Below are 12,485 nucleotides of genomic sequence, written 5' to 3'. Positions count from 1 at the left end.
CCTCGAAGAGGGGCACCAGGAGGCGTGCCAGAGCGGCCGAATGGGACTCACTGCTAATGAGTTGTCCCTTCACGGGGACCGGAGGTTCAAATCCTCTCGCCTCCGCCACCGCCCGGTTCGCCGGGTACGAAAACTTGAATAGCCATGCGCCCGTAGCTCAACGGATAGAGCATCTGACTACGGATCAGAAGGTTAGGGGTTCGAATCCCTTCGGGCGCACAAACAAAGGCCCCACACCGAACGGTGTGGGGCCTTTGACTTTGGCGGGCCGGTTACTTCCAGGCGGCGAGGGCGGGGAGATCGCCGGTGAGGTCGGCGCCGGGGGAGCGGCCGATGAGCCAGGCGGCCAGCGCGGCGGCGGGGCCGGTAATTGCGGGGCCCTGGGCGCCCACCGTGCCGGTGTAGCCGGTGTCGGTGGCCAGCACCGTGAAGCCCGCGCCGTCGGCGGGCCTGACCTCGCCCAGGGATTGGGTGAGCAGGCGGGTGGTGAAGTCCTCGGGCCAGTCGGCGGGTGTGTAGCCGATGTTCAGGTCGACGTGGTGGATCTCCACCTCCAGCCGGCGCATCCAGATGACGCGCGTCGCGGGGATCTCGCCGCCCATCCGGTTGCGGACGGTGGCGGGCCAGCGGTCGGCGGGCATCACCCGGGCCAGCGCCAGCCAGCGTTCGGCGGAGGCGGTGAGGTCCTCGAGCTGGTCGCGCAGGGGGCGGGGAGCGCCGGCCTCGATATCGGCGTCGCGCAGGAATTGGCTTGCGTATTGCGGGGTTTCGATGCCGGTGCGGGCCCACAGCAATAGGTTGACCAGGCTGTCGGCATTGCGGGACAGATGGGCGAGCACGTGGCCGCGGGTCCAGCCGGGCAGCAGTGAGGGGTCGACGAGATCGGCTTCGCCCAGCGCGGCGACCGCGGGGAGCAGGCGCTCGGTCGCGGCGGCGACGGTGTCGAGCTGGGCGGCGATGTCGGCGAGGTGCGCGTCGCTGGTCACGGTCCGACCCTAACCGGTGCGGGCGGTCAGCGGCCGGACGACGAGCTGGTGCGGCGGTGCCGGGCGGGCACCCCGGAATCGCGTTCGGCCACAACGATTTGCACGGCCAGCGCGACCAGCCACAGCGACATGGCCCCGACCTGGATGCGCTGGGCGATGCCGAGACCGTAGTTGCCGGGCAGGTTGTCGGCGATCAGCATCCACGCGGTGACCACCGAGCCGACGATCAGAATCCACAGGCCGGTGTGCCGCAGGATCGGCCACCGCCGGTACTTGAACGCGGCCACCGTGAACGCGATCATCGCGATGTAGATGGAGAACACCGCCAGCGTGCTGGTCAGCGCGTGGATCTGATGCAGTTGCGGGAACAGCCCGGTGTCCACATAGCGTTTGGGCCCGTCCGGATCCTCGGGCACGATCGGCCACTGCGCGTCGGCGATGGTGGCGGCGCCGAAGCAGGCCAGCGCGACCCAGCCGATGGTCGAGTAGCGGCGCCGGGAGAACAGCAGCACCCCGCCGAGCCCCGCGACCACCAGCAGGGAGCCGGACACGGTGTCGCCGGTGGTGAAGACCCAGCGGAACGGTGCGCCCTTCTCGGCCAGCTGGCTGAGGAACGTGTTGGTGGGGTTGCTCGGGATGGGCAGGATGAATTCCAGGACCCAGGAGGAGTAGCCGAGCCCCGCGATCGCGATCAGGATCGCGATGAACCACCGCAACACCCGTCGCCATCGCGGCTGGAGTGTTTCCGTGCTCGGAGCCGCCTCGGCTAGTTTCTGCTCGGTTGGCATCACCGCGCTCGCTTTCGCTGGCCTCGCTTACTCGTACTGCCTGCCCGCAGTTTCTGGCGCTGTCCGGACTGGTCGGCTGGTCCGGTCGCTACGTCCATTGTCGCCCATGAGTTAACACGGACGTCACACCCCGCGCGTCAAAGCCCGCATCACCAGGTCGGCAGCCGATTCCGCGGGTTCGTGTTCCCAGACCCGCACCACGGTCCAGCCCGCCGCCGCCAGCCGGGCATCGGTGTCGCGGTCCCGCGCCACGTTCCCGGCCAGCTTCTCGGCCCACCACTGGGCGTTGTTCTTCGGGTATGTCGCATGCTCGGGGCAGCTGTGCCAGAAGCACCCGTCCACATAGACCGCTACCTTCCGCCGCGGGAACACCAGGTCCGCCCGCCGCCGCAGTCCTGGCAGCGGCGCCCGGTCCACGAAGTAGCGCTCACCGCGCCGATGTAATTCCCGCCGCAGGGCCAGCTCCGGTTTCGTCCCCACCCGGCGCTGCTTGGCCATGCGGGCGCTGGTCGTCGCATCGGTGCCCGGCCGCGCCGCATCGGTCATCGGGCCATCCTCGCCGGGCCGCGCCCGGCCGGCAAGGCTCACGCGGCCTTGACGGGCGCGCCTCCCATGCGCTCGAGATGGTTCTCGACATCGTCGAGGAAACCCGCCGGGAAGCGCAGCGAGCCCATCTGGGTGCGGCGCAGGAAACCGGCGGTCGCGCGGGCCGAGAGCAGCCGCGGATCGTCGAGGAACCAGCGCAGGTCCTCGTAGGGCGCGTGAACGGGCCAGGTGGACACCGGAACCCGCCGCACCTCCCCCTGATGCCCCCAGGCGGCGGTCGGCCAGCTCTTGCGGGTCAGCGGTTCGCCGTCGGGGATCGGATCGTCGGACGGGTTGGTGACGCGCTCGGCGATCCAGTCGGCCATGCGGACGCTCACCGCGTTGCCGACCAGCTTCCAGCGATGCCCCGGCCGCACGCCCGGCACGGCCAAAGCCGGTGTCGTCCAATCCCGATCGAAGCCCTGCAGGCGTTCACCGTCGGTGATGCCGGGGGTGACCAGTTCACCCGAGGGCAGCCGGACCGCGGGCGGGCTCGCGATCCCGAGGCCGGAGCCGCCCTTCAGCGTGGGTACCGCGTTCACCGCCCAGCCCAGGCCGCGGTTGCCCTCGGTCCAGTAGAAGCCGCACGGATCGTGCGCCGGATCGCCGACTTCGCGCGGGCCCGCGTCGGCTCCGAACAGGATCGGCCGCGGATCGTCGGTGCGGGAGGCCAGCATGAGCACCCGCTCCCGCCGTTGCGGCAGGCCGAACGCGCGCGCGTCGACCACCCGGTAGGCCCAGGTGTAGCCGAGTTCGGTGAGCGCGTCGGTGATGTGGCGCATGGCCGCCCCGCCGCCGAGCTGCAGCATGAACGGCACGTTCTCGATCAGCAGCCAGCGCGGGCCCTTCTTGCGCTTGACCAGCCGGAACACCTCGTCCACCAAACCCGAACGGGAGCCGGTGATTCCGGCCGTGCGCCCGGCTTGCGACAGGTCCTGGCAGGGGAAGCCGGCCGCGACCAGTTCGATCCCCGCCGGCAGCGACCGCAGCTTGGTCACGTCCGAATGCAGTGGCACGCCGGGGAAGTGCGCCCCCAGCACCGCCTGCGCCCCGGAGTCGATCTCGCACAGCAGTTCGCTGCGCCAGCCGTGGCCCGCGAGCCCGAGTTCCAGCCCACCGATGCCGGCGAACAGGCCGACCATCCGTGCGCCCGTCACAACAGTCCCTTTCACCCCGGAGTCCCCGTGCCGCAGAGCACGTTACTCGAGTCCCCTCATCCCCACCGAGAGCAACACCCTCCGCCCGCTCGGCATGAGAGCTTGTCGCTATCACCCGGGCGCTTGATCAGCAGGCGCCGGCGTGCGCAAACAGCGAGAACGGCGTCGCACCATTGCATGTTGATCACGATGCCGGGTCGCGGGAGTGATACCGGCCGGGGATCGCGGGCCCGCCGCTGCCTGCAACTACGGTTATAGGCGTGACGGATAACGGGAGTGAGGACGCCAAGCCCGGGGCGCCGCGGTGGCCGGCCATTCTCACCTGGCGCGCGCACAACGCCTCACGCATGGAGTCGGTGCGGGTGGTGCTGAGCGGCAACCGGATTCGTGCCGCGGGCCGCATCATCGCCGGCGAATGCGAGGACCATCCCGCCTTCAGCGCCTCCTACGACCTGGTCACCGACGAATCCGGGGTCACCAAGCGGCTGTCGCTGCGCAGCACCCTCGCCACCGGCGAACGTCATGCCTCGATCGCCCGCGACGAGGAGAACTACTGGCTGATCGACGCCGGAAACACCCATGTGCGCTCCACCTTCGGCGGCGCGCTGGACGTCGACGTGGTGCTGAGCCCGTTCTTCAACACCCTGCCGATCCGCCGCTACGGGCTGGCCCGGGCCAGCGAGGACGTGCAGGTTCCGGTCGTCTACGTGCGCCTGCCCGACCTGCTGGTGCAGGAAGCCAGCCTGACCTACAGCAGTGGACCGGACGGGATCCACGTCCTGTCGCCCGTCTCGTCCGCCACCGTCACCGTCGACCAGGACGGTTTCCTGCTCGACTATCCCGGCCTGGCCGAACGCGTCTAGTCCAGCGAGGTCAGGACGCCGCCGGTGCGGCCGGCGTCGATCAGCTTGGTGAGCCAGTTGTGGTCGCCGAGGCGGACATCGGTGATGACCCAGCGTTCGTGGTCCTCGTATTCGGTGCGGGCGTCGTGACCGGCCTCGGCGAGTTCGGTGATGGTGCCGTTGGCGCGCAGGCTGTCCCGGGCCTGGGTGAGCACTTCGAGGGTGTCGTCGAGGACGTCCAGCAGGGCGGCGGCATTCGGTTCGCAGATGGCGCGGACCAGGTCGGGGGAGGTGGCGGCGACCCGGCTGCCGTCGCGGAAGGAGCCCGCGGCCAAGCCGAGCGCCAGGGGGCCGCCGTTGGAGCCTTCGATGGCCAGCGCCTCCGCGAGCACGTGGGGTAGGTGCGAGATGCGGGCGACCGCGCGGTCGTGTTCCACCGCCAGCACCGGGACCACCACCGCGCCGCAGTCCAGCGCCAGCTGGGCGACACGCCGGAAGTTGTCGGCGTGCACGCCGGGATCGACGCTGACCGCCCAGGCCGCGTTCTTGAACAGGTCGGGAGTGGATGCGGCCCAACCGGATTCGCTGGTCCCGGCCATCGGGTGGCCGCCCACGTAGCGGGCGCTCAGCTCGTTGCGTTGGACGGCCGCCGCGACCGGGGCTTTCACGCTCACCACGTCGGTGAGCACGCAGTCGGGGGCGTAGGTCTTCACGTCCGACAGCACGGCGTCGATGGCGGGCATGGGCACGCCGACCACGATCAGCGCGTCCCGTTCGGCGGCGCGGGTGAGCACCGCTTCGACATCGCTGATCACGTCGTAGCCGTCCATCCGGGCGGCTTTGGCGCCGACCTCGGACCGGTTGTAGCCGAACGCCTCGTAGCCACCGGCGACGGCGGCGCGCAGCACCGAACCGCCGATCAAACCGGTACCGAGGACGCAGACAGCTGGTTTCGAAGTGCCCGTCATGCGATCAGATTCGCATACGACTTCAACATTTCCCCCGAAGCGGACTACCGTTGCGCGCATGGCAGCACAACGCTCGAGCACGAACAGGGCGGCGTCGGACGACTTCGACGACGTGGAAGGGTTCGCAGTGGCCGTTGTCCGCGAGGAAGCCAACTGGAAAGTGACGCCGCTGAGCGACGCGTCGCTGTCCAGTCTGTCCGCGGCCGAGCACGAGTTGCGCGCGCTGCGAAGTTCCGGCGCGGTGTTCGGCCTGCTCGATGTCGACGACGAGTTCTTCATCATCCTGCGCCCGGGCCCCACCGGCAGCCGCATCCTGCTGTCGGACGCCACGGCCGCCATCGACTACGACATCGCGGCCGATGTGCTGGAGGAACTCAATCTCGAGATCCCCGATATCGACCCCGACGAGCTCGACGACGTCGAACCGTGGGAGGAGGGCGACCTGGGTGTCCTCGCCGACCTCGGCCTGCCCGAGCCGGTGCTGGCGGTCATTCTCGCCGAAACCGACCTGTACCCCGACGAGCAGCTGGGCATGATCGCGCAGCGTCTCGGCTTCGCCAACGAGCTCTCGGCGGTCCTGGACAAGCTCCCGCGTTGATCGGCTCGCTCGCCTCCGACGAGGCGATGATGCGGGCCGCCATTGCCGCCGCGAGCGCCGCCGACCCGCGCGACGTCCCCGTCGGCGCGGTGGTCTTCGACGCCGACGGTCGCGAACTCGCGCGCGCCGCCAACGCCCGTGAGGCCCTGGGCGATCCGACCGCCCACGCCGAGGTCCTGGCGCTGCGCGCCGCCGCCCAGGTGCTGGGCGACGGCTGGCGCCTGGAGGGCACGACCCTGGCCGTCACCCTCGAACCCTGCACCATGTGCGCCGGCGCCCTGGTCCTCTCCCGAGTCTCCCGCGTGGTCTTCGGCGCCTGGGAACCCAAAACCGGCGCCGTCGGCTCCCTCTGGGACGTGGTCCGTGACCGACGTCTCAATCACCGCCCCCAAGTCCGAGCCGGCGTCCTCGAACCCGAATGCGCCGCCCTCCTCGACACCTTCTTCCGATCCCACCGCCCCTAGCCCCTCTCCAGCCGATTTCGGATTCGGCAGGGTCCTCAGGTAAAGTCACCACCGGTGGCGTGTCCGAGCGGCCTAAGGAGCACGCCTCGAAAGCGTGTGAGGGGTAACCCCCCTCCGAGGGTTCAAATCCCTCCGCCACCGCTGAGGAGCCCCTCACCTGTTCACGCAGGTGGGGGGCTTCTTCTATTTATCCGAACCAAAAGGTTCGCTTAAGCCCTGCCTCCCAGGATTGCTTGCAGCGCAGAACTTTCCACGCCACCCCGCGTCCGGAGGCCTCAATGTCCCACCCGCACAACCAGCAACGCGCGAACCGCACGATTTGTCAGCGCAAAGGCCCCCGCCGGGCGGGGGCCTTCGTGAACTACTACGCCGTTTGCGGCTCGTAGTCACCGTAACGGCGGCCGCCGGGCGCGGTGGCCGCGAGTTCAGTGGCCGCTCGCAGCAGCGACACCGCTGCCGGGTGATCGGCCCCGAGCAGGGCGGCGACTTCCTCGTAGATCGGCTGGATCTTGTCCCGGAGTTCTCGGGACTCGCTCGCGTCCAGATCTGACACCAGGCTTCCTCTCATCGGGTGGGGCATTGGCTGGTCGGTACGTCGCGCGTTCCCGTGTGGTCGCTGTACACGAACGGGTTCCCCTGAATGCTGCCTGTCACGCTCATACTGACACGCCACGTTCCCGCGTAACAGGCCGCGCTGACCTCGTACGCGGCGTGCCCCGGCGGCGCCGGGGGACGGGTCGCGTCGGTGATCGACGACACCGTTTCCCATCGGTCGGCCTTCTTGTACTCCAAGGCCAAGACCAGGCGGTGTTCGTCCGGCGGCAGGTCGCACTGGGCGACGCCCCGGCCCAGGATCTGGGCACCGATCACCGACGGCTGAGTCCAGGTGAATTCGAATCCGCAGGACTTCGCCGCGGCCTGGGCGGGACCGGTGCCGTTCGTCGCCAGGCCGGCGGCGACGATCGCGGCGGCCGCGGCGGTCGACAGGGTGCGGGGGAATCGGATAGTGGGTGAAGTGTGCATTGTCGGTTCCTGTTGGTTCAGTTGTGGCGGTGCAGCTTTCAGCATTCGAGTCGAGCGCCCCCTGACCGATTCCGGCGGGATTCCAGAGGCCCCATTTCGGTACGCATCGGGTCGCCTAGTGGGCGGCGCCCGAGCCTGACGGCAGATCGTCATCGCTGTCTATCTCGCGGGCCGTACTCGGGGTGTGGTGCTCCCAGGTGACACCGTGACCACAGCTGCCATCTCGAGCAGTTCGGCGGGAATCGCGTGATCGTCGAAGTGCGCGACGCTCGGCACGATCACGGCGTCCACGCCGAGGCGGTCAACCGCGACGCGGAGGCGATGCGATCGGTCCTCGGTGCGCTCGTTGAACACGACGGTCTTGCGCAGGTCGTATCCAGTTCGCCTGGCGGCGGCGCGGATTCGCAACTCGTCACGGACCTGGTTCAGCCCGGAGACATCACTCCGCAGGAACCCCACGGCGGACGGCAGCAGACTCATGGTCACCACCCCCGACTGATCGGGACGTACGTGCGCGGCGGCTCGGCGGCCAGTCTGGCCTGGATGTCGGCGACCGTGAGCGGGTGGCTCACCTGTCGCGTGTTATCGACAACGCAGCCAACCATGGCGGCGATGAACAGCACTAGCGAAATGACGGTTGTCGCGAGGATGATTCCCATGTCGGGTGTGCTCCCGTTCCCTGGACGGTCCTGGAGTGCACCCGGCGCCAAGGCTTTTGGGGCTTCGCATATGGCGCCGGGGCATATTGAGCCTCGCGCGTTCAGCGATCTGATCCCAGCCACGAAACCGCACGCAAGTAATACGCTTCCAACACGAGTCGTTGCGAGGATCGACAAGGGGCGTCGATGATCGTCAGTCGGTGGACGGGTGCAGAAGTTCGCGCGCTGCGCGAGGTTGCACTGCGCATGACTCAGGAACAACTCGCTGCGGCCTCCGGCTTCAAGCCCCCAACGGTTCGGAAGTGGGAGAAGGCAACCGCCGCTCGGCCGGTTCGTGGCGAATCTGCGGAAGCTCTCGACACATTGCTCGGTCGGCTCGACGATGCGCAACGGGCGCGCTTCCGAGACGCGTTGGCGATCGAGCCCATCACGGCGGCCCCGGCCGCTGATGCCGGTTTTGTTCCGGCGGTACGGGATAGCCTGGCGATGGGGGACTCGGAGGGCAGTGAGGTCGACGACGAGGTGAAGCGGCGAGAGTTCGGAATCTTGCTGGGCGCAACGTTGCTGGCGACTGGTAGCCGGTCCATAGGGGTTGCCGACGCCCAGCGAGTTTCTCGCGCGGTGGCGACGTTTGCGGAACAGGATCAAAACGTAGGCGGCGCGGCTTTGGTGGACACCGCCGTGCGCGAGCTCGAGGTCGCCAAGGAGCTCATCGAGACGTGCTCATTCAGCGATAATGCGGGCAAGGCTTTCGCCAGTGCCGCCGGCAATCTAGCCACCATCGCCGGCTGGCTGGCGTACGACGCCGACCAGCATCAACTTGCACGCCACTGCTACACCGACGCATTCTCCCTCGCCAATCAAGCAGGCGACGACGAACTCACCGTGCATGTGTGTCTCGGCGCGGCGCACCAGGCGATCACCCTGTCCCGCCAAGGCTTCTGCAATCCACATCGCGCTCTCACCCTGATCAGCCGAGCACGGGAATTGACCCATGGTCTGCCGCCGGGACGCATCCACGCGCTGATCGCTACCCGGGCCGCACAGGCATACGGCGTCCTCGGCGACCGCGCGAACTTCGGCCGTTGCATCGCAACCGCGTGGCGCGAACTCGACTTCGCGCTCGAACACGAGCCGCTCACCGAATGCGCCAAATGGCTGCACTTCGTCAACTCCACCGAGGTCCGATGCCATGAGGCCCGCGCCTATGGCGATCTCGGGAACTGGTCAAAGGCAGCCGATTTGTCTGGCGAACTCGCCATCGAAAAGGCCGGCACACGAAACGCCGTCAACTATCGAGCCGGGTGGGCAGCCGCACTGGCGCAGGCCGGCGACGCGCTGGGCGCGGTGTCGATCGGGCTGCCTGCGCTCGAACGGCTGCAAGCGGTTTCATCCACTCGGACGCTTCGCGTTCTCGAACCTGTTCGATCAGTTGTCCAGCCGGACAGCGCATTCGGTCTGCACTTCGATGATCTGACGAAGAAGGCGGCGAGGGTATGACGAGCCTGGAATTCGAGCACCTGGACCACGCGGAGGCGCGCGCACGCCGCGCCGATGTCGAGGACATCTACCGTGGTGCGTACGTCGAGGCGATTCGCTCCGGCGCGCCATTCGCAGATCCAGTGGCGTTCATGCAGAGGTTCGACGCTTACACCGCACCCGACAGGCCCGGCGAATTCGGGCTGATCATGGTCTCCGTCAGGGGGCGGCCGGTTGGTCAGGCGTGGGGTTGGTCGCTGTCCAAGGGGACCTCATGGTGGGGTGGCCTGCAGCTCGACGACGCACAAGATCTCGACGACTTCACGACCGAGGATGGCGCACGCACCTTCGCGCTGAGCGAGCTCATGGTCAAGAACGACATGACCGGGGGAGGCCTTGCGCGGGCTCTTCACGACAGGCTGCTCGACAACCGAAACGAAGAGCGTGCAACCCTTCTGGTCCGGCCGGACAACACCCGCGCCTATCAGACTTACCTGCGGTGGGGTTGGAACCGTGTCGGCACGCTCCGACCGAGCTGGCCGGACGCTCCACAATTCGACGTCCTGATCCGCGACCTTCGGCGATAGGTCATTCGACCTTCTATGTTCTTGTGGCGCGGAGCTTTCCGCGCTACCCGGCCCATTTCTGGAACCAGGCGAGTAGGTCTGAGTCGGTGGCGATCGCGGGCTGCGGTGCTCCGGCGGCGCTGGCACAGAACCCTCTCGCGATGTGTGGGCTGTCCAGGACCGAGAGCAGACAGGGGCGGTGATCGTCCGGGTGAACCGTATCGCCAGCCGAGAGAATGCAGGTGAACCGACCGATAGGCAGATCGTTTCGGGTCTGGAGGCTGTCCTGTCCTGGCCGACCATCACAGGCGTGGCCCGAGCCCAGTCTCAATGCGCTTTGGTATCCCACGGTCGCGTCGGCTGCGGTGGGAAATTCCACGAACGATGCGGTCGGATAGCCGACCGGTGTGCCACACGCGATTTCCGCGTCCGCAGGTTGCCGTGGGTCTTCGTGCCGACAGTTCGTCCGGGTGAATTCGCTGCTGAGATGAGACAGCAGATCTTTGTCCGCGGAGGTGAATTCGTCCGGGTCGTGTGCTTCGTCCACGGGCAGGAACTGTCGATCACCCCGCGCCGCCTTGTAGTTGCGAAGTTGTTCGGCGACGGGTGAAGTCCAATCAGTGGGCCGATAGATGAACTGGGCGATGGCGAGGTCGGGTTCATCGGTCACGATCAGCGTCGATGACGCCGGGTTGGTCGTGGGATCGACGGCGCACGTCTTTCGGCCCACCACTCGGTGGAGATCGTCGAAGACGGGCGCATCCGGTCCAGGCGGGTCGCCGGGGCAGCTGGCGGTTTGCATGATCCGACTGGTGGTCTGATAGAAGTCGGTGAGTTTGTCGATATTGGTGAAACGTATGAACGCTGCAAGGGGCACGCTGGCGGCCTTATTTGCTCTACAGGCGATCTGTGCGACCTGGCCCGGGGCGGGGTTCACGTGGTTGCAGGTGTTGCGATGGTAGCCCGTCGAGGCAATCAGTTTGAGCAGGTCGACGTCGGGACCCCGCAGCGCCTTCTCGTCGGCGATGGGGTGCCCGGCTACGCCGTTACCGGCGATATGCCAGCCACCCACCGCGACCACGCAAGCCATCGCCACTGCCGCGGCTGCCGTAGGTATTGCCCATTTCCGATCGCGGAGGCGGCTTCGGAACCGACCATCGGAGTGTCTGATTGCCTCGTGTTCCGGCCGGGGAGACGGCTCGGGTTCGCCGAATAGTGCCGCCGGTTCGGTCGTACCCGCGTCCTCGTCCTCACCCTCGTGGCAGGGATCTGGTGGCGCTTGGTCTTTGGCTGGCGAGTCTTCGTGTTGCGCAGCATCATTGGTGCGTGCCGGCGCCGTTGCCGGGATGGCCTCGCTGACCGGGTGGGGGTCGGGTTTCATGGCTGCTCCGGTACCGCCACCGGCCGACGACGTTGGCGTGCCGGTGGGGTGGGAGTCGAGCCAGCTGGCGGCCGCGGCGGCGATGGCGCGGCTGTCGTCGTTCACGAGCCGGGTGATGGCGTCGTGGATGCGGGACCGGACGATGGCCCCGCCGGTGCGGTGCAGTTGGTCCAGGTCTTCGAGCGCGTTGCGGCGATCACGGACGGCCGGACTTTCGAGTGCTGTTCGAATATGTTGCGGTACTTGCCAATTACGGTTGCGGGCCAGGACCGTTCGGCCTTCGATGTTGTCTTGCTTCTTGGGTCGCTGGCGGGGGCGTTCGGCGACGACATGGTCGTGGACGTAGCTGTAGAGCTCGTCTACGGTGATGTCGCCGTCCTGGTCGAGGTCGGCGCCGCCGTCGCGTAGTCCGGCGACGAGGTGGCGGGTGAACACCGACTGGGTCGCCTGCCCGTGTGGTGTTTCGCCTTCGAAGGCGAACTGGGTGGCGTCGGAGGCGGTGAGCACGGTCCGGCCGCGGCCGCTGAAGGTTTCCAGGGCGTGGACCTGGTCGTCGGCTTTGGCGATGGTGCCGGCGGGGAAGGCGCCGCTGTAGCAGCAGTCCAGGATCAGCACCTGATGGTTGGAGTGGCAGCCGGTCATGGCGTAGTCGATTTGGTCCGCGGCGACCGAGGTGAACAGCGGGGTGAGCGTCCGGGTGTCGGTCATCGCGAGGTAGAGCTTCCCCGCGTCGTCCTTGAGCCCGTGTCCGCTGAAGTACAGCAGGGTCAGGTCATCGCGCAGGCGGTCGGAGAAGAAGTCCCCGATCGCCGCGCCGACCACGTGGTGCGGCTGGTTGATCAACGTGGTGACCTCGAACCCGCCGATCGCGGGGTCGGCCAGCACCTCGGCGAATGCTTCGGCGTCGTGGACGGGTGCGGTCAGCTGCCGCAGTCCGGGATCGTTGAACGCGTAGGTCGCCACCACCAGGGCGAATCTGCCGGTCATCG

General features: G+C 67.8%; 15 protein-coding genes and 3 tRNA genes. 8 read left to right on the top strand and 10 right to left on the bottom strand.

Going from position 1 to position 12,485, the window contains the following annotated elements; all coding sequences use genetic code 11:
- Positions 1-18 precede the first annotated feature (18 nt).
- A tRNA-Ser gene (locus ACYVKL_RS19700) sits at positions 19-108 on the top strand.
- A 38-nt stretch (positions 109-146) separates the two neighbouring features.
- Positions 147-219 (top strand) — tRNA-Arg (locus ACYVKL_RS19695).
- A 53-nt stretch (positions 220-272) separates the two neighbouring features.
- On the opposite strand, the gene ACYVKL_RS19690 is transcribed toward ACYVKL_RS19695, so the two are convergent.
- From ACYVKL_RS19690 to ACYVKL_RS19675, 4 genes are all read right to left on the bottom strand, one after another.
- Positions 273-986 carry a maleylpyruvate isomerase family mycothiol-dependent enzyme gene (locus ACYVKL_RS19690; protein WP_379165214.1) on the bottom strand — a complete coding sequence of 238 codons (714 nt, stop codon included), beginning with the start codon at positions 984-986 and terminating at the stop codon, positions 273-275.
- A gap of 26 nt (positions 987-1,012) precedes the next feature.
- On the bottom strand, positions 1,013-1,774 hold the full coding sequence (locus ACYVKL_RS19685; protein WP_379165213.1) for a DUF998 domain-containing protein: 762 nt from the start codon (positions 1,772-1,774) through the stop codon (positions 1,013-1,015).
- 123 nt (positions 1,775-1,897) lie between these two features.
- Entirely contained in the window at positions 1,898-2,320 is a 423-nt protein-coding gene (locus tag ACYVKL_RS19680; RefSeq protein WP_379165212.1) for a very short patch repair endonuclease, read from the bottom strand.
- Positions 2,321-2,358: 38 nt separating this feature from the next.
- Positions 2,359-3,501: a DNA cytosine methyltransferase gene (locus ACYVKL_RS19675; protein ID WP_357192343.1), complete on the bottom strand. Its 1,143-nt coding sequence runs from the start codon at positions 3,499-3,501 to the stop codon at positions 2,359-2,361.
- A 275-nt stretch (positions 3,502-3,776) separates the two neighbouring features.
- On the opposite strand from ACYVKL_RS19675, the gene ACYVKL_RS19670 reads away from it, so the two are divergent.
- Positions 3,777-4,379: a putative glycolipid-binding domain-containing protein gene (locus ACYVKL_RS19670; protein ID WP_213558826.1), complete on the top strand. Its 603-nt coding sequence runs from the start codon at positions 3,777-3,779 to the stop codon at positions 4,377-4,379.
- Here the strand turns inward: ACYVKL_RS19670 and ACYVKL_RS19665 are convergent.
- The gene (locus tag ACYVKL_RS19665; protein ID WP_379165211.1) at positions 4,376-5,326 is read right to left on the bottom strand and encodes a prephenate dehydrogenase; all 951 of its coding nucleotides are present in this window, start codon (positions 5,324-5,326) and stop codon (positions 4,376-4,378) included. The genes ACYVKL_RS19670 and ACYVKL_RS19665 overlap by 4 nt on opposite strands.
- A 58-nt stretch (positions 5,327-5,384) precedes the next feature.
- Between ACYVKL_RS19665 and ACYVKL_RS19660 the strand changes: the two genes are divergently transcribed.
- The 3 genes from ACYVKL_RS19660 to ACYVKL_RS19650 all read left to right on the top strand — a co-directional run bounded on the left by ACYVKL_RS19660 (position 5,385) and on the right by ACYVKL_RS19650 (position 6,529).
- On the top strand, positions 5,385-5,924 hold the full coding sequence (locus ACYVKL_RS19660; protein ID WP_213558828.1) for a tRNA adenosine deaminase-associated protein: 540 nt from the start codon (positions 5,385-5,387) through the stop codon (positions 5,922-5,924).
- A 26-nt stretch (positions 5,925-5,950) separates the two neighbouring features.
- Positions 5,951-6,388 carry a nucleoside deaminase gene (locus ACYVKL_RS19655; RefSeq protein ID WP_379165795.1) on the top strand — a complete coding sequence of 146 codons (438 nt, stop codon included), beginning with the start codon at positions 5,951-5,953 and terminating at the stop codon, positions 6,386-6,388.
- A 53-nt stretch (positions 6,389-6,441) separates the two neighbouring features.
- Positions 6,442-6,529: transfer RNA gene (locus tag ACYVKL_RS19650), tRNA-Ser, on the top strand.
- Between the two features lie 223 nt (positions 6,530-6,752).
- On the opposite strand, the gene ACYVKL_RS19645 is transcribed toward ACYVKL_RS19650, so the two are convergent.
- The 4 genes from ACYVKL_RS19645 to ACYVKL_RS19630 all read right to left on the bottom strand — a co-directional run bounded on the left by ACYVKL_RS19645 (position 6,753) and on the right by ACYVKL_RS19630 (position 8,070).
- Positions 6,753-6,941 (bottom strand): hypothetical protein, encoded by a 189-nt coding sequence (locus ACYVKL_RS19645; protein ID WP_379165210.1) that lies wholly within the window; start codon positions 6,939-6,941, stop codon positions 6,753-6,755.
- Positions 6,942-6,952: 11 nt separating this feature from the next.
- Positions 6,953-7,411 (bottom strand): hypothetical protein, encoded by a 459-nt coding sequence (locus tag ACYVKL_RS19640; RefSeq protein ID WP_379165209.1) that lies wholly within the window; start codon positions 7,409-7,411, stop codon positions 6,953-6,955.
- 159 nt (positions 7,412-7,570) lie between these two features.
- Positions 7,571-7,891: a hypothetical protein gene (locus ACYVKL_RS19635; protein ID WP_379165208.1), complete on the bottom strand. Its 321-nt coding sequence runs from the start codon at positions 7,889-7,891 to the stop codon at positions 7,571-7,573.
- 2 nt (positions 7,892-7,893) lie between these two features.
- On the bottom strand, positions 7,894-8,070 hold the full coding sequence (locus ACYVKL_RS19630; RefSeq protein ID WP_379165207.1) for a hypothetical protein: 177 nt from the start codon (positions 8,068-8,070) through the stop codon (positions 7,894-7,896).
- Positions 8,071-8,256: 186 nt separating this feature from the next.
- On the opposite strand from ACYVKL_RS19630, the gene ACYVKL_RS19625 reads away from it, so the two are divergent.
- Positions 8,257-9,570, top strand: a complete 1,314-nt coding sequence (locus tag ACYVKL_RS19625; protein ID WP_379165206.1) for a helix-turn-helix domain-containing protein — start codon at positions 8,257-8,259, stop codon at positions 9,568-9,570.
- Complete coding sequence (locus ACYVKL_RS19620) at positions 9,567-10,136, top strand: GNAT family N-acetyltransferase (RefSeq protein ID WP_379165205.1); 570 nt, start codon at positions 9,567-9,569, stop codon at positions 10,134-10,136. Before ACYVKL_RS19625 ends, ACYVKL_RS19620 begins: the two co-directional genes overlap by 4 nt.
- A gap of 43 nt (positions 10,137-10,179) precedes the next feature.
- Here ACYVKL_RS19620 and ACYVKL_RS19615 read toward each other — a convergent pair whose 3' ends face one another.
- Positions 10,180-12,483, bottom strand: coding sequence for a caspase family protein (locus ACYVKL_RS19615; RefSeq protein ID WP_379165204.1), 2,304 nt, complete (start codon positions 12,481-12,483; stop codon positions 10,180-10,182).
- Between the last annotated feature and the right edge of the window lie 2 nt (positions 12,484-12,485).

The organism is Nocardia tengchongensis (assembly GCF_054781395.1).
The sequence above is the reverse complement of the archived record's forward strand: the minus strand, read 5'-3'. Positions and strand labels throughout refer to the sequence as shown.

What these genes read in the sequence shown, in the direction of transcription:
- ACYVKL_RS19685 (WP_379165213.1), bottom strand. Translation starts at nt 1,774, where the DNA reads ATGCCAACCGAGCAGAAACTAGCCGAGGCGGCTCCGAGCACGGAAACA.
- ACYVKL_RS19680 (WP_379165212.1), bottom strand. Translation starts at nt 2,320, where the DNA reads ATGACCGATGCGGCGCGGCCGGGCACCGATGCGACGACCAGCGCCCGC.
- ACYVKL_RS19675 (WP_357192343.1), bottom strand. Translation starts at nt 3,501, where the DNA reads ATGGTCGGCCTGTTCGCCGGCATCGGTGGGCTGGAACTCGGGCTCGCG.
- ACYVKL_RS19665 (WP_379165211.1), bottom strand. Translation starts at nt 5,326, where the DNA reads ATGACGGGCACTTCGAAACCAGCTGTCTGCGTCCTCGGTACCGGTTTG.
- ACYVKL_RS19660 (WP_213558828.1), top strand. Translation starts at nt 5,385, where the DNA reads ATGGCAGCACAACGCTCGAGCACGAACAGGGCGGCGTCGGACGACTTC.
- ACYVKL_RS19655 (WP_379165795.1), top strand. Translation starts at nt 5,951, where the DNA reads ATGATGCGGGCCGCCATTGCCGCCGCGAGCGCCGCCGACCCGCGCGAC.
- ACYVKL_RS19640 (WP_379165209.1), bottom strand. Translation starts at nt 7,411, where the DNA reads ATGCACACTTCACCCACTATCCGATTCCCCCGCACCCTGTCGACCGCC.
- ACYVKL_RS19635 (WP_379165208.1), bottom strand. Translation starts at nt 7,891, where the DNA reads ATGAGTCTGCTGCCGTCCGCCGTGGGGTTCCTGCGGAGTGATGTCTCC.
- ACYVKL_RS19630 (WP_379165207.1), bottom strand. Translation starts at nt 8,070, where the DNA reads ATGGGAATCATCCTCGCGACAACCGTCATTTCGCTAGTGCTGTTCATC.
- ACYVKL_RS19625 (WP_379165206.1), top strand. Translation starts at nt 8,257, where the DNA reads ATGATCGTCAGTCGGTGGACGGGTGCAGAAGTTCGCGCGCTGCGCGAG.
- ACYVKL_RS19620 (WP_379165205.1), top strand. Translation starts at nt 9,567, where the DNA reads ATGACGAGCCTGGAATTCGAGCACCTGGACCACGCGGAGGCGCGCGCA.
- ACYVKL_RS19615 (WP_379165204.1), bottom strand. Translation starts at nt 12,483, where the DNA reads ATGACCGGCAGATTCGCCCTGGTGGTGGCGACCTACGCGTTCAACGAT.